The sequence below is a fragment of the uncultured Ellagibacter sp. genome (assembly GCF_934617235.1).
GTDB lineage: Bacteria > Actinomycetota > Coriobacteriia > Coriobacteriales > Eggerthellaceae > Ellagibacter.
This window is the reverse complement of sequence record NZ_CAKTTZ010000044.1, coordinates 1-19,673: the sequence shown is the minus strand read 5'-3', so window position 1 is coordinate 19,673 and position 19,673 is coordinate 1. Positions and strand designations below refer to the sequence as shown.

The 19,673-nt window shown below is 61.5% G+C and carries 14 protein-coding genes and 1 tRNA gene; 5 read left to right on the top strand and 10 right to left on the bottom strand.

Annotation, left to right across the window (positions count from 1 at the left end):
- Window position 1 precedes the first annotated feature (1 nt).
- Together Q0G85_RS08460 and Q0G85_RS08455 are read right to left on the bottom strand one after the other, a co-directional pair.
- Window positions 2-75: transfer RNA gene (locus tag Q0G85_RS08460), tRNA-His, on the bottom strand.
- A 99-nt stretch (window positions 76-174) separates the two neighbouring features.
- Window positions 175-1,059 (bottom strand): methionyl aminopeptidase, encoded by an 885-nt coding sequence (locus Q0G85_RS08455; protein ID WP_297156688.1) that lies wholly within the window; start codon window positions 1,057-1,059, stop codon window positions 175-177.
- Between the two features lie 237 nt (window positions 1,060-1,296).
- Here Q0G85_RS08455 and Q0G85_RS08450 point away from each other — a divergent pair, with 237 nt between their 5' ends.
- From Q0G85_RS08450 to Q0G85_RS08440, 3 genes are all read left to right on the top strand, one after another.
- Window positions 1,297-1,806, top strand: a complete 510-nt coding sequence (locus tag Q0G85_RS08450; protein ID WP_297156685.1) for an RNA polymerase sigma factor — start codon at window positions 1,297-1,299, stop codon at window positions 1,804-1,806.
- Window positions 1,803-3,560, top strand: coding sequence for a hypothetical protein (locus Q0G85_RS08445; RefSeq protein WP_297156682.1), 1,758 nt, complete (start codon window positions 1,803-1,805; stop codon window positions 3,558-3,560). Before Q0G85_RS08450 ends, Q0G85_RS08445 begins: the two co-directional genes overlap by 4 nt.
- Before the next feature lie 262 nt (window positions 3,561-3,822).
- Window positions 3,823-4,434: a DUF523 domain-containing protein gene (locus tag Q0G85_RS08440; RefSeq protein ID WP_297156679.1), complete on the top strand. Its 612-nt coding sequence runs from the start codon at window positions 3,823-3,825 to the stop codon at window positions 4,432-4,434.
- Between the two features lie 172 nt (window positions 4,435-4,606).
- On the opposite strand, the gene Q0G85_RS08435 is transcribed toward Q0G85_RS08440, so the two are convergent.
- Window positions 4,607-8,005, bottom strand: coding sequence for an SNF2 helicase associated domain-containing protein (locus Q0G85_RS08435; protein ID WP_297156675.1), 3,399 nt, complete (start codon window positions 8,003-8,005; stop codon window positions 4,607-4,609).
- A gap of 222 nt (window positions 8,006-8,227) precedes the next feature.
- Here Q0G85_RS08435 and Q0G85_RS08430 point away from each other — a divergent pair, with 222 nt between their 5' ends.
- Complete coding sequence (locus Q0G85_RS08430; RefSeq protein WP_297156672.1) at window positions 8,228-8,842, top strand: NUDIX hydrolase; 615 nt, start codon at window positions 8,228-8,230, stop codon at window positions 8,840-8,842.
- Between the two features lie 103 nt (window positions 8,843-8,945).
- Window positions 8,946-10,283 (top strand): helix-turn-helix domain-containing protein, encoded by a 1,338-nt coding sequence (locus tag Q0G85_RS08425; protein WP_297156669.1) that lies wholly within the window; start codon window positions 8,946-8,948, stop codon window positions 10,281-10,283.
- Window positions 10,284-10,402: 119 nt separating this feature from the next.
- On the opposite strand, the gene Q0G85_RS08420 is transcribed toward Q0G85_RS08425, so the two are convergent.
- From Q0G85_RS08420 to Q0G85_RS08390, 7 genes are all read right to left on the bottom strand, one after another.
- Window positions 10,403-12,973 (bottom strand): acetyl-CoA carboxylase carboxyltransferase subunit alpha, encoded by a 2,571-nt coding sequence (locus Q0G85_RS08420; RefSeq protein WP_297156667.1) that lies wholly within the window; start codon window positions 12,971-12,973, stop codon window positions 10,403-10,405.
- A gap of 49 nt (window positions 12,974-13,022) precedes the next feature.
- Complete coding sequence (fabZ, locus tag Q0G85_RS08415) at window positions 13,023-13,472, bottom strand: 3-hydroxyacyl-ACP dehydratase FabZ (protein WP_297156664.1); 450 nt, start codon at window positions 13,470-13,472, stop codon at window positions 13,023-13,025.
- 250 nt (window positions 13,473-13,722) lie between these two features.
- A complete protein-coding gene (fabF, locus tag Q0G85_RS08410; RefSeq protein ID WP_297156661.1) occupies window positions 13,723-15,012 on the bottom strand; it encodes a beta-ketoacyl-ACP synthase II in 1,290 nt (429 codons plus the stop codon).
- Complete coding sequence (gene fabG / locus Q0G85_RS08405) at window positions 15,009-15,773, bottom strand: 3-oxoacyl-[acyl-carrier-protein] reductase (protein ID WP_297156658.1); 765 nt, start codon at window positions 15,771-15,773, stop codon at window positions 15,009-15,011. Before fabG ends, fabF begins: the two co-directional genes overlap by 4 nt.
- A gap of 40 nt (window positions 15,774-15,813) precedes the next feature.
- Window positions 15,814-16,746 (bottom strand): ACP S-malonyltransferase, encoded by a 933-nt coding sequence (gene fabD / locus Q0G85_RS08400; protein ID WP_297156655.1) that lies wholly within the window; start codon window positions 16,744-16,746, stop codon window positions 15,814-15,816.
- 24 nt (window positions 16,747-16,770) lie between these two features.
- Window positions 16,771-17,781, bottom strand: coding sequence for a nitronate monooxygenase (locus Q0G85_RS08395; protein ID WP_297156691.1), 1,011 nt, complete (start codon window positions 17,779-17,781; stop codon window positions 16,771-16,773).
- A 687-nt stretch (window positions 17,782-18,468) separates the two neighbouring features.
- A partial coding sequence (locus Q0G85_RS08390; protein ID WP_297156652.1) for an S-layer homology domain-containing protein occupies window positions 18,469-19,673 on the bottom strand: 1,205 nt, incomplete at its 5' end.

Genomic DNA, 19,673 nt, shown 5'->3' with positions numbered 1-19,673 from the left:
GGGTGGGTGAAGGGATTCGAACCCTCGACCTCCAGAGCCACAATCTGGCGCCCTAACCAACTAGGCCACACCCACCGTGGCGCAAGTTGATATATTAGGGCAAAACAACCTGCAGTGCAAGATAAATTTCTAAATATTTTGCCTTTCACAAAATAACGGTTGCCACCTGGCGTTTTACCACGACAGAAGCTCGTAGCCGTCGTCGGTCACCACAAGCTGCACTTCCCACTGCGCCGAAGGCTTGCCGTCCGCTGTGCGGATAGTCCAGCCGTTGGGGTCGGACATGTCGATATCGTGCTCGCCCGCGTTGATCATCGGCTCGATGGTGAAACACATGCCCGGCACGAGCACCGGGCCCGTTCCCGCTTCGGCGACGTGGCTCACGAACGGGTCCTCGTGGAACTCGAGGCCGATGCCGTGGCCGCCGAACTCCTCGACGACCGAGAAGCCGTTCGCATGCGCGTGCGCGGAGACCGCAGCTCCCACATCGCCCAAGTGCCCCCACGGCTTCACCGCGGCCAAGCCCGCCTCGAGCGCCTCCTTCGTGACGCGCACGAGCTTCTGCTTCTCCTCGTCGACCTCGCCGATCATGAACATGCGCGAGGAGTCGGAGAAGTAGCCGTCGAGGATCGTGGAGCAGTCCACGTTCACGATATCGCCCTCTTTGAGCACGTCGCCCTCGGAGGGGATGCCGTGGCAGACGACTTCGTTGATGGACGTGCACACGCTGTTGGGATACCCCTCGAAGTTGAGGTCGGCCGGCGTGCCGCCGTGCTCGACGGTGTAGTCGTAGATCCACTTGTCGATCTCGGCGGTGTTCACGCCCGCCTTGATGTGCTCGGCCACGTAATCGAGCACGCCGATGTTGATGGCGGCCGACTTCTTGATGCCCTCGATGTCGGCGGCGGTCTTCAGAAGCGAGCGATGGGGCACCTCTTCGCCCTGCTCGTAGAGCTCCTGCAAACGCTCGTCCAGGTTGAGGTGGCACTTCTTGTATTTCTTCCCGCTGCCGCACCAGCACTCGTCGTTGCGGCCAGGGGACTTCATTCCGTCGAACATGCTCTGCCTTTCTACAGGGCGCCTCGCTCAGGCGCCGTTTTGTGTCGCCCTCCATTGTAGCCTTTGGGGAATACGGGAGATATGGAGAGTTCAAGCAAGATTCTCTCCCCATGCAACATATTACTGGCTCGAAACGTGTTAGAGGTGAGACCGGTCGTAAGCGAAACAATTTAAAGCCGTGGCTCCCTATGCGGCTATCATCAAAGAAGCAAGGGAAGGAGACGATTGAAAAGGACAGTGAACCATACCCTTGAGCAGACGATCGAGGCTTGGGGTTCCATGGTCTACCGCATTGCGTTCGCATATTGCGGCAACGCGCACGACGCAAGCGATGTGTTCCAAAACACATTCCTGAAGCGACACCTTCACAGCGGCACCTTCACCGACACCGATCACGAAAAGGCATGGCTCATTCGCGTGGCAATCAACTGTTCGAATGACATCCTGCGGCAGCGAGAAAATCGTTTGGCTGAACCGCTCGAAAGCCCCGCTGCAGAAGCTAAGGCAGCGTCAGACTCGCTGCAGCAATTTGAATCGGAAAGCGGAACGGCAGCGCAGGACGTAATGCTCGAACGTGCACTTGCGGCGCTGTCGCCGAAACAACGAGCCGTGGTGCACCTGTTCTACTACGAGGGATACTCAACAACCGAGATCGCCGGAATCATCGGAGACGCACCCGCCACCGTACGCTCCCACCTACATCGTGCCCGCAAAGCACTGCGCATCGAACTGGAGGACACGCAATGAACGAACACGACTTTTTCACCCGCTATGCCGAACTCATGAAAAGCATAGAGCCCAGCGAGGAGCTCGTCGCCGCGACGCTCGCCCGCGCGAAGGAGCAGACCGCGCACTCGGGACGCAAGACACGATTCCGCAAGCCGTATGCAATTGCCGCCTGCTTCGTGGCGGGAGCGCTAATCGTCGGTGGCGTCGGATACGCTGTCGTGGCAGCGGGAGGAGCCATCCCTTCGCCGCAGTCAGCAACACAGGCAGCTGCTCACGGCTTCACCGTTCGCGCCTGGGCGAGCGATGGCGGGACTATCTTCCCTACCGAAGACGGGCAGATTGTCTTCGACCGCACGCACTCCCAATGGACGCAAACTGGCGAAGCCGAAGGGTACTTCACCGGATGCACGTTCACCGTGGAAGGCGAGGGCATTGCCCGCGTGCAGGCGAACGTATCCTCAGGTGAGCTGTACCGGCAAGACGTCACGACGATTTCCCAGACCAGCGACCCAGTCGCCTTCAATCGCGCCGTCAATTGGGACGATCGTTTTCGCGGACTCGACGGTACACTTTCGAGCTGCGACTCGGTAATCGTCGTAAAATGGGACGCCGAGGAAGGCAGAGACCTGAACGGCGAGGAGCCGCGAAGCAACCAGGAAATCCAAGCAGCCCTGTTAAAGCGTTACGGATCGGTAATCGACCTCGCACTTGCAGACGCACCCGGCATCGCAGATGGCGCGACGTGCTTCGGCCTGTTCAACCCAGATGCTGAAAGTGACCCCTTATCGCTTTTCGACGGCGCCGCACTCACCGTAACGGCCACTTTCGAAGACGGAAGCACATCAACCCAAGTCATCACGCTACATGAAGCGATGTTCCGCGTAGAACCTCGCTATACCGACAACTCAACTTACTTCGATATGACCTCCGAAATCACAAGCCGCATCGTCGACGCGGACCTGGTCAAAACGCATGCTGTCACCCCTGTCGAAAACGCCGACGGGACCTACTCGCTCGCATCGGTATATGGCGAGATTGTTTCCACCACCAGCGACCCCTTCCCCAGCAGCGACGAAACAGCCAACGAGTTCGCGAGAACGTTGATGCCGAACAGCGTCGATGAAGATGTCAGCTTGGTCGACGAGACTGAACCCATAGAGGTGAACACGAACGACCTGGTAATCATGGACCCCAACGATGCAGTTGCGGCGCAAAAAATCGCCATGTCAAGTGACAAGTACGGCAACCCGGATGTGTCCCTTATCGACTGCGACTCTGTTGTCGTCCATGCACCGACCGTCGTGTTCGGAAACGAACCGCCGCTCGGCCGAGCAAAGAGCGAGTTCGCTTACTTGTGCGGGTTTGGAGGCGATTCGTCTTATGCCGACAAATGGCTCAAGCAACGCTTTGGTATAACGTTCAACGACGACGGAACACTTGCCACGGACGGGTTCACCTTCGCAACAATCACGGTCGACGTCGAGAACACCGGCGGCGCCGACGAAGACTTCGTCGGCGGATGCGAAAACCTTGCTACCCTCGTGGTAATCAGCGATGAGGGCAGCGTGTCTCGCATCTCGCGCACATCCTACGAACTCGTCGAAGAGGTAGCGGCGCCATCGCGAGCCGACGATTACGTGGGCACACTTTATACAGCACCCGCAAATAGCCATGTGACCTGCACATTCGCCTATGCGATTCCTTCACACTTCGCGACGGACGGAAACGTGTATGTCATGGTGAGCGGCAAGCTCTTCCCCGTTAACGCGTAAAGAGCGCGACGGACAGGCGGTTGAAGGGGATATACTTGGCTTCATGAAGAAGTGGGGGGTTCTTGGGGTCTTGGGCGCTTGGTCCCTTGGGGTTCCAGGAACCCTCGACGAGTCTGGGGCCCCTCAGGGTCCCAGAGCCTTGGGGCCGCGACGGCGGGTCTCTTGGGGTCTCTTGGGGTCTCTTGGGGTCTCTTGAGTTTCTCGGGTCCTCCGAGGGTTATCCGGCTCGCCGCCTCACGTTTATGCACATAGGGAGATTTGCATGAAAATCGCTGTGAGCGCATGTCTTTTGGGCGAGGCGTGCCGTTATGACGGGCGCTCGAAGCCCTGCGCGCGCGTGCAGGAGCTTGCTGCGGGCGGACACGAGCTTGTCCCCATCTGCCCCGAAGTGGCGGGCGGCCTCTCCACGCCGCGCACACCATGCGAGATAGTGCGCGCGCCATGGATGGATGGCGGCGAGGAACGTACTGACGGCAGCATGCCGAGCCCTCTCTCAAGCGCAATCAATCGTGAGGAGAAGGAATGCTCGGACGGGGCGGAACATGGGCAGGGCGACTCAGCGTCGCACGGCAGCGAAGCAAGCATAACAGGCTGGCATTCTTGGGCAATCGTTGACTCGAACGGAGCCGATCGCACAGCCGCTTACGCCCGCGGCGCGCAAATCGAGCTCGCGCGCGCGAAGGAAGCGGGCTGCGAGCTGGCGATTCTCAAGGCGAAAAGCCCCTCTTGCGGATCGGGGAAAGTCTATGACGGCACGTTCTCGGGAACCCTGATTCCCGGATGGGGTATCGCAGCCGCCGCGTTCCGCGATGCAAGCATCCCCGTAATCGACGAAACCGCCGACTTCCGCTGCCTGTCGAACATCGAGGGCTGACGAAGGCGGACGCCATCAAGTCGAAGCGACAATCCGAAGACCATTTATCGAGAAAGACCAACGAACCGAAGTCAGCCCGCCAGACTCGCCCGCCAAGCGGTTCTAGCCGGTCGATCGAGGCTGGCACGAGCTCCGCCGACCGGCAAGCAGGGCCAGCGCCCCCTCGCCACTTCTACTCGATGGGGCCCAAAAGGTCGACCAAGTCGTCGCGGGAAAGCGAGGCGAGCGACACGCCGGACGCGCCGACGACCTGGTCGGCCAAGTCGCTTTTCGCCTCCTGAAGTGCGAGGATGCGCTCCTCGATCGTACCTTTCGCGATCACGCGCTCGACGCTCACCACATGCGTCTGCCCGATACGGTGCGCGCGGTCGGTCGCCTGATCCTGCGCCGCAGCATTCCACCAGGGATCGGCGTGGATGACGACCGACGCGCCCGTGAGGTTGAGTCCCGTGCCGCCCGCCTTGAGCGAAATCAGAAACACGGGCGTGTCGTCGGCATTGAAGCGGTTCACCAGTTCGAGCCGCTCCTCCTTAGGCGTTGCGCCCGTGATCGTGAAGTAGCGCACACCAGCCGCATCGAGCCTGTCGGCAATAAGCGATAAGAAGCTTGTGAACTGGGAGAACACGAGTGCTTTCTCGCCGCCGCCCATCGCGGAGTCCACCAAATCGCAAATCGCGTCGAGCTTCGCCGCGGGCCCCTTGTAGTTCTCGTAGAGCAATCTCGGGTCGCAGCACAGCTGGCGCAGGCGGGTGAGCTCGGCTAAAATCTGCACCTTGCTCTTGTTGAACTCCGCATCCGACATGCCGCTCTTGCGCCCGCCATTCTTAGCTGCCTTATCATTCTTCTGGTGCGTGAGCTCTTCACGAAGACGCTGTTCATGGGCGGAATACAGCTTCAATTGCTCGCCAATCATGGGCGCGTACACCACGCTTTCGAGCTTCTCGGGCAAGTCAGAGAGCACCTGCGTTTTCAGGCGGCGCAGCATAAACGGACCCACGAGCGCCTGCAACCTGCGCGCAGTGTCCTCGTCGCCGCCGACAATCGGCAGCTCGAAACGCTCGCGGAAACGCGCGTAGGGGCCAAGCAGCCCCGGCATCAAGAAATCGAAGATGCTCCAAAGCTCCGAGAGGCGGTTCTCCATCGGGGTGCCCGTGAGCGCGAAGCGATGCTCCGCCTCGATGCGCTTCACCGCACGCGTGACGAGGGCCGCAGGGTTCTTCACGTATTGCGCCTCGTCAAGCGCGCACAGGAAGAAGCGCTCCCCCACCCAATCGTGAATATCGATGCGAAGCAGGTCATACGATGTCACGAGCACGTCGCACGGGTCGCTCGCGGCAGAACCGTCGGGCGCGGGAAGCGAGAGCGCCCTGATGCGGCGCCGGTCGGCCTTCGGCCCTGCCACAGCGCGAACCGTGAGCTCAGGCGCGAAGCGGGCGAATTCCTGCAGCCAGTTGTACACAAGCGACGCCGGGCACACGATAAGGCTCGGCCCCACACCCCGCGCCTTATCGCGACGGGCGAGCAGAAGCGAAATCAGCTGAAGCGACTTGCCAAGGCCCATTTCATCAGCAAGAATGCCACCGAAACCCGCATCACAGCGCGCGGAAAGCCAGCGGAAGCCTTCCTCCTGATAGGGGCGCAGCACACTTGAAAGCTGCTTAGGCGGCGTGTAGCTTTGCTCATCGACCGAGCGGAAGTTGTCCACGTAGCTCTTAAAGGAGCGATCGCGGTCGAGGTCTTTCTCCTCGTCGAGGTAAAACGCGCGGTAACTCGGCAGCTCGACCTTGCCGCTCGCAAGTTCCTTTAGAGAGATTCCCAGGTCAGACGCGATGCGGTCGAGCTCGGCCAAGTCCAAATCCTCGAGCGAGAGGTACGCGCCGCCCTTGAGCTTGTGGTAATGCTTGCGCTTGCGATAGCTCGACAGCAGCGCGGCAAGCTCGTCGGATTCCAAATCGCCCGCACTCACCGTGAGATCGATCAGATTGCCCGCAAGCGACACCCCCATGGAGATGCGCGGCTTGCCGTCGCGGATGAGGCGGTCAAAAGCGGGCGTGGTGAAGACCTCGCCGAGCGCGCGGAACTCGGGCATGCCGCCGAAAAGCAGGTTACCCACCGCGTCGTCGTCGGCATTCGGGATAATCGGGTCGCCCAAGCCGAAGTAGCGCTCGATAAGCGTCGTTGCACGCGCTTCGAGACGCGCGTCACGCAAGGGCCCCAGCTCTTCGGCGCGTTCAGTTTTGCTTTCGACGACGATTCCGCGCGCAGCAGACGCGGCGCGGGCACGGCGAACGGGCCCGCTTATGGACGCAGGGCCAGACGCATCAACGAGATGGGCCTCCTCGCCGGCCAAGACGTAGCGAAAGTCGCCATAGGTCGCCACCGCCTCCACGCGCACGCCCGCGCGCACCTTGTCGAAGTAGAAGGAAATCTCGCCGGGCACGGGGCGAAAGCGCTCCACCTCGGGAGGCACATTCATGTGCAATGTCTTCTCCACCTGGGGCAACACAGCCGAACAGAAGAGCGGCATGTCCTCCTTCGAAATGAAAAGACGCACTTCGGAACCTTCGTATACCATGCGCAGGAAGTCGGCGCAACGCGAGAACTCCGGTGAGCAGCGATACACGACGTCGCCCATCCAGGCGTACATGCGGCGGCCCTGCGCAGCGAGCACAACATCGGTGCCTCGCTTGATGCAGTAACCGTCCTCGGTGGATTTCTCAAGCGATACCTTGATTTCGGGGTCAGCGTGCACGATGCGCGCCTCGGTGACCGTGCGCGTGCCGATGTCGGTACCGCGAATGGTGAACGACCCCCCGTCAAGTGCATCGAGCAGTTCGACCACTTCCGCCTGCGAAAGGTTGATATCGCGCCCGACATCGGGGGTCAGCGCAACACCCCAGTGAACTGCCGTCGCACTTCGCTCGCGCAGGGAGACGGCGCGGTCAAGGAATTCCGCCACACGACGACCGCGCTCAGTGAGAAGCGCAGGGGCATGCGTGAACGCGAGCTTTTTCCCGTAGGAATAGCGCTCGCCCGTACGCATGCGCGCCACGAAGTCGGAGATGCTCTTCATAACGTAGGACGATGTGGGACTTGCCACCTTGAAGCTCGCCGACCACAGCCGATAACCGTACGTGAGCGTGCATTCGAGGTCGATCGAGCCTTCCATGTCGCTGTCGTCGACGGCTTGCTCGCCGCGGCGCATGAGTTCGGTGATGCAGGGCGATGTCGTCACGCGGCGCTTCGGGGTGAAGCCCATGAATTTCTCCGGCGCGCGTGAAAAGGAGAGCGCGAGCGCGGCGCAATGCTTGCACAGCCCGTCGTACTCGACAACCGCAGGGCAGGTGCACGACCAGTCCTCGATGGTCTTCTCGTCAGGCGACAGATAGACCGATGACCGATAGTGATCGTCCCACCCACTTGAGCTTGCGACCTGGGCAGACAGCACCGTCTCCCCCACCTCGTAGCGCACGCGCTTCGTCAAGATATTGCGATCGCTCGCGGCTATCTTCTCGGCGCGGGCAAATGTACGCGAATTGCAATTAGCGGCTATTTCATGTTCCGAAATCACATGTCTCCTTTTTTCGTAACCGCTAGTGTAGCACGGCGATGCAAGCGCAGACAATTGTCCCCGCCGCTTGCGAAGACGAGCGCACGAACGGAGCGGCGGGCGCGAGCGCGGGCGAGGGCGAGGGCGCGGGCGGACGTGCGTGGCGAGCTTGCGGGCGGGAAAGTCAGGCGCGCGAAGACAGCGTGGGGCGGTACAATCAAGCGAACGGATGAGGGAGGCAACATGGCCATAGAGGAAAACATCGCGGCGTACAAGCCGGAAAACGAGCAGGAAGAAGTCGACAAGCAAGTGATACTTTCAGTGCTCGGCACGCGCGAGAACGCGTTTTCCCGCGAGGCGCTCGCGCATATGGCGTGCTCCGTCTGGGTCGTAAGTCCTGATTGCACGCAGACGCTGCTCGTATTTCACAACATCTACGGCTCGTGGTCGTGGATCGGGGGTCACGCCGACGGCGAGCGCGACCTTGCAGCCGTCGCCCTGCGCGAGCTTCAGGAAGAGACGGGCGTGTCGCATGCGCGCTTAGTGCCGCTTCCCGCGGGAAACATCTACTCGCTTGAGGTGCTCACGGTCGACGGACACGAGAAACGTGGGAAGTACGTCGGATCGCATCTGCATTTGAACGTGACGTATCTCGCTGTGGCCTCCCCCGACGAGCCCATCCGCATAAAGCCTGATGAGAACAGCGGTGTGAAATGGGTGCCCACCGAAGACGCCGTCGCTCTTTCAACCGAGCCGTGGATTCGCGAGCGCATCTACCGCAAGCTGATCGACAAGCTGGACGACCCCGTCGTTCGCGCGGCGATCGAGGAGATTGGAAGCAAGAAAATCATTCGCTAGAACGAAGGGTTTTTCTTTCGGGGTTCGCTTGATAACCGTTCGTTTTTCCGAATAGTTTTGTTACAATGTCTGCGCAACCGAACTGCCGAACAAGGAGGCGTACATGCTTACGACGCATCAAGCCGCGCAGCTTCTCGGTGTGAGCGATCGAAGGGTTCAGGCGCTCGTCCGCGATGGCGCCATCGCAGCGCAAAAGGTGTCGGGTGTTTGGCTCATCAGCGAAGATTCCATCAAAGAGAGAATCGCCACCGTCAGCAAAAAAGGCGGCCGACCGGCGCGAGGCCGGGGAAAAAGCGAAACCGAATTCACACTCATGAACAGAGGGCATGAGATCGTGCAGGTCATTTATGACAGTCGGCGCAAAGAGTTCACCTATATAAACCCCGAAATCGATAAGACGCACTCGCCAATCGGTCTTTTCGATAGTGCGGGAAACATGCTCGCCGACTTCAATTCCTGGTGGCGAGGAAGGGGAATTCCCCAAACGAGACATCGGCTGGATGCTCTACTAGAAGAAGCGGGGGCTGACCTCCCCCAAGAGCTCATCCAACGAAATCTGGGGCTTTCCCTATCCGATCAATATTGGATTCGCCCGAACAGTTCGACCCTTGCGTGGGAAGACGTCAATTTTTTCAACAACGACTTCAACCAGGTGTCCCTCATCACGGAAGAGTATGCCGCTGATGGCAAAACTGCTGTAGCGAAACCGGACAACACCTCAGATGGGAATCTGGAAAAGCGTTGGGTTTGCCGCAACGGAAAGCGACTCCTTCTGAAAGGAGGCACGCAATATGGTCAGGAACCATACAATGAAGTGGTAGCGACCGCGCTGCATAGGCGTCTCCTCAAACGCGGCGACTACGTCCCATACGGTATCGAGGGAGAGGGAGCGACTGCGTTGAGCCGCTGTACGATCTTTCTAACCGACGAGGAGGAGTTCATTCCCGCCCTTTACGTGGAACGCCATCTCGAACGAGATGCCCGCTTAAATGATTACGAGCACTATCTCGCGTGCTGCGAGGCGCTTGGAGTCCACGCTGCGGCAAGCTCGCTCGACCGCATGATCGTGTGCGACGACATTATCGCCAACCATGACCGGCATCATCGCAATTTCGGACTCATCAGGAACGTGGAGTCTCTCGAATGCCGCCCTGCGCCAATATTTGACTCTGGCTCGTCTCTTTGGTGCGATGTCCCAACTTCGCAGCTTGCCGCCGGTGAGCACAGTTTTGAAAGCAAGCAGTTTTATGCGAGTCCCGCAAAGCAGATGCTCCTTGTTCAAGATATGACCTGGCTCGATGCTAGAAAACTCGACGGTTTTGTCGAAGAGGCCCTTAGCATCCTGGCAAAAAACGAAGCGCTCACGGCAAGGCTCCCCTTTATCAAGGCGTCACTCGAGTGGCGAGTCAGCAGAATGATCAACATCGCGGAATGGAATTAGCGAGAAAAGCGCGGGACCTAAGCTTTCAATCTACCCTGCGCACTGCAATTTGTCAGAGAGCGCAGCTCTTTCCCGACTCCCCCCACAGGCAAAAGCTGCGCTCAGCACAAAGCAATTAACTAGAACGCCTCGAAGCGGGCGCGGCGTTGTTCTACCAGGTCATCGGCGGAAACACTTGAAAGCTCGGCGAGCTCGCAGCGCACATAGTCGCGCACCACGTCGACCGCCGCATCGGGGTTTTCATGCGCAGGAGCGGGACCTTCGGAAAGTACGTCGTCCACAATGCCCATCTCGTGCGCCTCGGCTGCGCTCATCTTCATGACGGCAGCAGCCTCGGGCGCGCGAGTGCGGTCCTTCCACAAGATGGACGCGAAGCCCTCGGGTGACAACACGGAGTACACCGCATGTTCCTGCATGGCTACGCGGTTCGCCACGGCAAGCGCGAGCGCACCGCCCGATCCGCCCTCGCCGAGAAGCACGCTTACGATAGGCACCTTCATTCCCGCCATGGCGAGCAGGTTGTCCGCAATGGCGTTGCCCTGCCCGCGCTCCTCTGCCTCCATGCCGCAGAATGCACCCTGCGTGTCGACGAAGCACACGATGGGGCGCCCGAACTTCTCGGCCTCGCGCATGAGGCGCAGGCTCTTGCGATACCCCTCAGGCTGAGGGCAGCCAAAATTGCGCTTGATACGATCTTTCAGGTCGACGCCCTTTTCCTCGGCAATCACCGTGACCGCCTGGTTGCCGATCCAGCCGACGCCCGCGACGATCGCGCCGTCATCGCCGAATCCGCGATCGCCGTGAAGCTCGATGAACCCGTCGACGATATGGTCGATATAGTAGCGTGACGTGGGCCTATGCACGTTGCGCGCAAGCTGCACGCTTTCCCAAGCGCTCGAGGTTTGAGCGCCCGAGGAGCTTTGTCCATCGGCCTCGGCGACAGGCACGGCGGCGGGAGCACCCGCAGTGGGCGCGCACGCAGCAGCCTTCCCCTCCGAGAAGCCCTCGGCATGAGCGTCAGCAACGACACGACGGCGATCCGCCTCGCGCTCGATCTGCTTCGCCTTGCCGCCGAACCATCCGAACACGGTCTCGGCAAGCGATGCGGAGAACGAGTTGTCTTCCCCATCGTCGCGCAGCAGCTCCTCGTCGACGGGGAGCAAACCGTAAGTAACCTTATTATAGGTGTCAGTGCCGTGCTCAAGGTTCGACATGACCGAATCATACGTGACGATCATGCGCTCCTCGCCTGCAACAGGCTCGCCCTGCGCGCGCGTCGCGTAATGCAGCGCAAGCAGCTGAGCAAGCGTCGCACGCAGGTCGCAGCGCGATACGACAGCATCGATAAGCCCATGCGAGAGCGCGAATTCAGCGGTTTGGAAGCCCTTGGGAAGCTCTTGCTTAATGGTGTCGCGGATCACACGCTGGCCCGCGAAGCCGATGAGCGCATGGGGCTCCGCGAGGATGATGTCGCCTTGCATGGCAAACGATGCGGTGACGCCGCCCGTCGTCGGGTCGGTGATGACCGAGATGTAGGGCAAGCCGCGCTCCGCCAGGCGGGAAAGCGCGCAGGACACCTTCGCCATCTGCATGAGCGAGGCAAGCCCCTCCTGCATGCGCGCGCCGCCCGAAGCGGTGAAGGCGACAACAGGCAGCCCCTCGTCGGCAGCACGACGCACGAGGCGCGCCATCTTCTCTCCGACAGCAGTGCCCATCGACCCCATAAGGAAGGTGGACTCCATAACCGCGAACGCCGTGCGGATACCGGCAATGCTTCCCGCGCCCGTGCGTATTCCCTCGTCAAGACCCGTTTTCTCGCGAAGAGCCGAGAGCTTTTCGGTGTAACCGGGGAACTCGAGTGGATCGGGCTCGGGCATGTGGGCATCCCACTCCTCGAAACTGCCGGAGTCGAGCAGGTCGGCGATGCGCTCGTCTGAGGTCATGCGGAAATAGCCACCGCACGTCGGGCACACGTAGTGCGAGGCGGCGAGGCTTTCCTCGGCGAACTTCAAGCCGCAATGGGGGCAGGCGCGCCATTTATCGACCGCGGGCGCCGCCTTCTCCGTGGTGCACAGCACCCAGCCGAGCGCCGGAGTGTCGTTTTTCAGCGGGCGAAAGACGTTCACGCCGCGCGAGATAGCACGCGAAAGGAAGCCATCGACCTCGCCGAGCGGCTGCGACTCGTCGCACAAGAGCACCGTACTCGCACCGCATTCTGCGGCGGCGTCGAGCACGGCATGGGCGTTGCAGAACAGGGCTTCGGAGTACTTCTCGCCCAGACACACCGTTCCCGCTGCCTGGCGCAAGTACGGCTCGAAGCGCTTGTCGGTGGTGTAGGGCAGCCACACCGAGAAGCCAGCGTCCGTCGCAGCTTGCACGTATTGCCTGGCCATGCGGCCGCGCGACATGAGCAGCACGCGGGGACGAGCGTCCTTGGCGCCGTTGCCATCGACCAGGGAGTATGCGCTCGCGTCGCCCGAGGGAACGACGTTGTATCCCGATGAGTCCGCCGCATCGACGGCATTGGGGGCGAGCACGCCCTCGGCTGCCGCCTCCTCAGCGATGCGCGAAAGGCGATACGCCACGCCCGCCTCGGGCGCCTCGGCCTGCGCCTGTTTCGGCACCGAAGCTTCGGGGGCGAACGACCCGTCCGCGTCGAAGCTCACATACCCTTGCTTTGCAATCTTCATGCCAACCCTCTTTGACTGCTTATTATCCCTGGTAATCCTGGTAAACGAATTATTCGCCGGATTTTGCGAGCACGTACTTCTGCGTGGCCGTGGCGCAAACCGTGTCTCCGACGCGCGCCTCGACATCGGCCACGACCATGCGGCTCGACGATTTCACGATGGTTGCCGTAAGCGTGAGCACGTCGCCCGGCAGCACCTGGTTGCGGAACTTCGCCTTGTCGATGCCCGCGAAGAAACCGAGCACGCCCTCGTCCGCGCGGTCGACGAGCGCGCAAAACGATGCGGCCTGGGCAAGCGCCTCCATGATGATGACACCCGGCAGCACCGGATGCGTCGGGAAGTGGCCGCGAAACAGCGGCAGGTCGGGATCGACGTCGAGTTCAGCCACAATCGACTCACCCGGCGTGCATTCCACCACGCGCGTCATCCACACAAAGGGGTCGCGATGCGGGAGCACCCGCTCGATGTCCTCGCGACCGCAGGGAAACTGAATATCCATCAAGAAGAGCCTTCCTCTCTTGCAACCGCGCGTCTTAAGCCCGCAGCCGCATATGCGCGACGCACAATCTGCATGCTCGCCGAACTGCTGCATACGAGCTCGTAAACCCGCAGGTCATTAGGACGATAGTACCAACGGACTCCGGCGGGCGCAGCGAGCGCGGGGCTTTTACGTACAAGGTACGCGAAGAGCACCGAAGCGCGCACCCGCACCGTCGGGACGCAAAGCGTCGCTCTCTTAGCGAGCGCGTTTAGTCCGTCGCATCCTCGTACGGCGAAATCGCGAGGCACGCGTTGTGGCCACCGAAGCCGAGCGAGTTCGACAGCGCCACCTTCTGTTTGTAGTTCTCAAGCGGCTCGGTGAGCACGTTCGCGGGAGCCTCGGGATCGGGCGTTTCGAAGCCAGCCGTCGGCGGCACGCAATCGTTCGCGACGGAAAGCGCGCAGACGATCGCTTCGACCGCACCTGCCGCGCCGAGCGTATGGCCCGTCGTGCCCTTGACCGAGCACACGGGGACCTTCATGCCCGCCTCTTCGCCGCACAGCTCGCGCAGCGCTTTGGACTCAGTGAGCTCGTTGGCGTGAGTGCCCGTGCCATGCGCATTGAAATGTCCCAGGTCAGCGGGGGTGAACCCGCCTTCCTCGAGCGCGATGCGCATCGCACGCACGACGCCTTCGCCCTCGGGATCGGGGGCGGTCATGTGATAGGCGTCGCCAGTCGATCCGAAGCCGGTGATTTCCGCTAAGGGCTTCGCGCCGCGCGCCAGAGCATGCTCGAGCGACTCCAAAATCACCGCGCCCGCGCCTTCTGCAGCGACGAAGCCTTCGCGGTTGAGGTCGAAGGGGCGAGAAGCGCGCGTAGGATCTTCCTCGCGCGAAAGAGCGCCGAGGTTCGAGAATCCCGCGACGCAAATGGGGTTCACGCTTTCCTCCGCGCCGCCGGCAAGCGCCACATCGGTGTAACCGTGACGGATGTCGCGCACCGCCTGGCCGATGCAGTGGGCACCCGTCGCGCAAGCGGTGACAACGTTGATGCACTCGCCCTTCATGCCGTAGCGAATTGCAAGGTTACCTGCGGCGATGTTGCCGATCATCGTAGGCACGAACAGCGGGCTCACACGCTTAGGGCCCTTCTCGAACAGCGTTTTAAAGCCGCTCTCGAGCTCGTCGATGCCGCCGATGCCGCTGCCGAAGACGACAGACACGCGCGAAGCGTCCTCGTCTTCCATGGAAAGGCCCGCCTGCGCGACCGCCTCGTCAGCAGCGACAATGGCGTACTGCACGAAGCGCTCGAAACGGCGCGCCTCCTTCTTCGTGAGGCCATGCTCGGTAGCGTCGAAGCCGGTGATCTCGCCGGCGTTGTGCACCTCGTATTCGGTCGTGTCGAAGCGCTCGATCGGGTGGATGCAGCACTCGCGGCCCATGACCGCCTTCCAAAGCGCCTCCACGCCGACGCCCGCAGGCGTAATCGCGCCCATGCCGGTGATGACGACGCGATTCGACCCGTCAGGTCGCTTAGTATTCACGGTTGCCTCGCTCATAGTGCCATACCTCCGTCAATGCAGATAACCTGACCTGTAATGTAGCCTGCCTCGTCGCTGGCCAGGAATTTCACCAAATTAGCCACGTCTTCGGGCTTGCCGAGGCGCCCGCACGCGATTCGCGAGGAAATCGCCTCGCGCTGCTTGTCGGAAAGCGCGTCGGTCATGTCGGTCTCGATAAACCCAGGGGCCACAGCGTTCACCGTGACGTTGCGCGGCGCAAGCTCACGCGAGAGCGACTTCGTGATGCCGATCACGCCCGCCTTCGATGCCGCGTAGTTCGCCTGGCCGGCATTGCCCGCCACGCCCACGACGCTCGAGATGTTGACGATGCGGCCCGAACGCTGCTTCATCATGATCTTCGTCGCCGCCTTGCAACAGTTAAACGTGCCCTTCAGGTTCACGTCGATGACCGCGTCGAAGTCCTCTTCCTTCATGCGCGCCACAAGGCCGTCGCGCGTGATGCCCGCGTTGTTCACGAGCACGTCGAGACGGCCGAAGGCGGCATGCGCGGACTCCACGAGCGTTTGCGCCTCTTCTGCGGAGGCAACGTTCGCCACGAGAGCGAGCGACTTCACACCGTAGGTGGCGGAAATCTCCGCGGCGAGCTCCTGCGCTGCGGGAAGACTTCTCTCGCTTGAGCAGTTGACGCATACGTTCATGCCCGCCTCGGCGAGCGAAAGGGCAATCGCGCGCCCGATGCCGCGGCCCGATCCGGTGACGAGCGCTCCCTTGCGCTCGGGTTTAGCCTGTTCAGTCATGGGGTTTCCTCACTTCCCGATTCGTTGACGAGGAGTTGTTCTAGCTCGCATCGCCCGCGAGCGACGCAAGCGCTGCGTCGAAGCTCGCGCGATCCTGCACGCACGTGCGCACCGCCTTGCGATCGATTCGCTTGACGAGATTCTCAAGCACGCCGCCGAAGCCGACCTCCCAAAACGTCGTGTTGCCCTGCGCCTCGAGGGCCTCGACGCTTTGCCGGAAGCGCACCGGATGCGTGAGATGATCTGCGAGATGCTCGCGCGCAGTGGCAGCGGAAAGTGGCGCCGCATCGACGTTGCAGATAAGCGGCACGGAAGGCTCGCTGAATGTGACGCCCGCCAGGTAATCGGCGAGCTTTGCGGCCGCATCTGCCATAAGCGAGCTGTGGAAGGCGCCCGATGTGGCGAGGCGCGCGAAACGCTTACCATCAGCTGCCCATGCCTCTTCCGCGCGGGCAACTGCGTCGGGCGCGCCCGAAATGACAATTTGACCAGGGCTGTTGTAGTTCGCAGGAACGAGCACATCACCCTGAGCGCACGAGTCGCACACGGCACGGACGGCGTCTTCGTCAGCCTTGAGGAGCGCGCTCATGGCACCCGCATGGGCGCTCGATGCCTCCGCCATGTATTCAGCGCGCACCTTCACGAAACGATAGGTGTCCTCCTCGGAGAGCATGCCGGACACGGCGAGCGCGGATACCTGGCCAAGCGAGAATCCGAGCACAGCGGCCGGCTCGACGTCGCGAGCCATGAGGGCGCGGGCAATACCGACAGAGAGCACGCACAGCGCAGGCTGGGCGTAGCGTGTGTCGTTGAGCTTTTCAGGGGACGCCGTGGCCACCAAATCGGCGAGGTCGTAGCCGAGCACGTCTGAAGCGCACTCGAAAGAAGCAGCCACCTCGGGGACATCCATCAAGTCGGCGCCCATGCCAGGCTTTTGCGACCCTTGGCCAGAGAACAGGAAAACAGGGTTCATGCGATCGATACCTTCTTCTCGCGCTTACAGGCCCAAACGGCGACGGACGGCGTTTGCGTCGGCCATCTGTTGGAGCGTGCATCCGCCAAGCGCCTCCGCTTCGCTCATAAGCTCGGCGATAACCTCTTTCGCGCTCTTGCGCTCGTTGACCACTGCCGCTATCTGGCCGGACATGATAGTGCCATTATCGACATCGCCCTCGACGGCACGACGCAGCGAGCCCACATACATGCGCTCGAGCTCATCGCCGTTCTTCGCGAGGTCGCCTTCGAGCTTTTTCACCGAGCGGGAGAACTTGTTCTTGAGGCAGCGCACCGGGTGTCCCGATCCACGGCCAGTGACGATCGTGTCGGAATCCTTCGCTGCGAGGATTTTCTCCTTGTATGCGTCAGCCACGGTGCACTCATCCACCGTGAGGAAGCGCGTACCCATCTGCACGCCTTCGGCACCAAGAGCGAATACGGCGGCGATACCACGGCCATCGGCGATGCCACCTGCCCCGATAACGGGGATGGAAACCGCATCGGTCACCGACGGCAGAAGCGCCATCGTGGTAAGTTCGCCCACGTGGCCGCCCGATTCGGTGCCTTCCGCCACAACCGCGTCGGCGCCAAGGCGCTCCATACGAACCGCAAGGGCGGTCGAGGCGACGACGGGAATGACTTTGATGCCCGCGGCCTTCCACATTTCCATGTAGTTCGCGGGGCTGCCGGCACCCGTGGTGACCACGTCTATCTCCAGGTCGACGAGCAACTTCGCGAGCTCGGCGGCGTTGGGGTCCATGAGCATAACGTTCGCGCCAAGCGGCTTCGACGTGATCTTGCGCGCGGCTTCCACCTGGTCACGCACCCAGTCAAGCGGCGCTCCCCCGCAGGCGATGATGCCGAGGCCGCCCGCCTCGCTGACTGCGCCCGCGAGGCTTGCATCGGCAATGCGCGCCATGGCGCCCTGAATGATAGGCACCTCGATGCCCAAAAGCTCGGTTACACGTGTTTTCACGTTCTTATTTCCTTTCCAAAACTGGGAATATCCCAGTTCGAAACCGCTTGAGCGCGGCAATTCGTCACTTTGCGTCAGCAGTTTATAGTAAATTTGAGCCCATTCGAATGCAAGCGCAGAGCGCCCCCTTCACGAGAAGAGCGGCGTGTAGGCTTATGGGGGTCGACTTGTTTTCACACTTATTTACAGGTGTATAAGTAACGTTCATGTCGATTCAATTTTACTCCACATTATTCTCGAATTTGGGGAGATATTTGACGCGTGGAGATATCTCACGGGAAGGCCCTCGGGCTCGCGGAGCGAATTTGCCCCCTCGAGGGCTTCTTTCCCAAATTCTCGAAGTCGTGGACAAAAATGGGCGATATGTGAGCCGTTCGGAGGCGGGGGAAGTAATCGGCGGACTCGTCGCGGATGTTTCCCCAAGTCAGAAATTTCAACATGAAGTATGCCGCCTGCAACTCCTCACATATCGCCATTTTTTGTCCACGACGGAGCAGTTTTCGGGATGAAGTCCCAAACTCTGCGGCGGCGGCGGGCAAGGCAAGGGTCGGTCGATTCATCTCGCCCGAGTGAGACAGGGGTCGGGTGGTTCGTCTCGCCCGAACCGCAAAAAAGGCGGGCCCTTGCGCGGAAACGCAGGGTCCGCCTCGGTTCTAACGTCAATGCGGACAGGCGTGCCTTGCGCGTCATAAGCGCAGGGCACGCCCTTCGCAGTGCGGAAGCTTACTTCAGAATGCCCAGGTCGAAGGCACGCATGAGCACGGTGGCCGCGCGCTCGCGGGCTGCATTCTCGCCGGGGGCGAGGCGCTTGCCTGCGGGCTCGTCGTATCCCTCGACAAGCCCCTTGTCGACAGCCCACTTGAGGTAGCCAGCCGACCACTCGCTCGCGTCGGCGCCGTCGACGAAGGCGGACAGGTCGGAGCCGGCCGCCTCGAGCTCGCCGGGCGCGGCGCCGAGGCGCCCCAAGATCGTGACCAGCTGCTCGAAGGTCACGGGCTCCTCCGCCGCGAAGTCGAGCGTGCCGCCCGGGCGCTCGATGCCGGTGATCGCGCCCTCAGCATATGCCCAGTTGGCGGCCGCAGTGTAGAACATGCCGTCGGCGGAGCCGATGATATCGATCGTGTTCTTCGCAGTCGCGGGGTCGTAGGAGGCCGCCTCGCCCGGGCAGGCGTTGCGCCAGAGGATCGTGGCGAGCTCGCCGCGGGTGAGCGCGTTGCCCACGCCGAAGATCGTCGTGCCCTCGTAGCCCTTCATGAGGCCGCGGCTCGCGACGAAGTCGACGCTGGGCGCGTACCAGGAGGCGTAGTCAACGTCAGTGAACACGGGCGCAGGCGGGTAGAACACCTCGAGCGCACCTTCGGCTCCCCCAATAATCTCGTACTTGCTGCCCCAGTTGTTCTCTTCCACCTTGAGCTTGGCAATCGGGACGATTCGGTAGGCTCCTGCCTTGTTGCACGCCTCTTCGGCACTCACCACGTTGCCGTCAGCATCGATCAGCTGGTAGTCATAGGCATTTTCGAGCACCTCATCCGCCGAATCACCGTCAGCAAATGCCGAGTACACCTTGCCGTTGCGAACGAAATCGAGATAGGTCACCGCAATGTCAGGAAGCGGATCGCCAACCGTGATCCTCGCGCTGCTGGGCTGGGGCTCGAGGGGCCGCTTGACGACGTTGCCGCTGACGACCGCGCCAGCATCATCGGGCGACACCGACTGAGTTGTCCCTCCGACGGTATCGGACAAGTACGTCACATCAATACGCGCTTGCCCCTCCCCGTTTGCCTTGAACGTCACGGTCGAGTTGCTATCCGAGTCGGACTGGCCGACAACCGCGAGCACGTTGGAATCGCCGCTTGTCCAGGTCCAGCTGAAGTTCGCCCCAGGGTTGTCCAGCGTCTTCGTGAAGTCGACAACCTCGCCGTAAACCC